We start from the raw sequence: 377 nt of genomic DNA, 5'->3' as shown, positions 1-377 counted from the left end.
GCCAGCTCGAGCAGCTTCTTCGATTCCTTGTCGCCGCGGCCCGCGGCGATCGACAGCCACTTGTCCGCTTCGCGCGGATCGGAGCCCATCTCCTCGAGGCCGAACAGGTAGAAACTGCCGAGCGCCTTCTGCGCGTTCAGGTCGCCGCGCTCGGCGGCGTCGCGCATCCACTTGAGTGCCTGGTAGCTGTCCTGGCGTACGCCATCGCCACGGAAATAACGCAGGCCGAGGTCGTAGGCGGCCTTCGGCTGGGTCTTCGCGGCCTGCTTCAGCGAAACGATGCGCGGATCCTCGCGCTCGTCGGAATCGTCCCTTTTTTGATAGGAGACCTGATCTTTTGGGCGATCGAAACACCCGGTGTCGTCGCAGATCCGTAC

General features: G+C 63.9%; 1 protein-coding gene. It reads right to left on the bottom strand.

Going from position 1 to position 377, the window contains the following annotated elements; all coding sequences use genetic code 11:
• Positions 1–377: tetratricopeptide repeat protein (locus ACV22W_RS33665; protein ID WP_448023854.1), on the bottom strand; the 377-nt coding region annotated here is incomplete at both ends.

Source organism: Burkholderia sp. AW49-1 (assembly GCF_053427845.1).
Note: the sequence above shows the minus strand (reverse complement) of the source record. Positions and strands in the feature narration are given on the sequence as shown.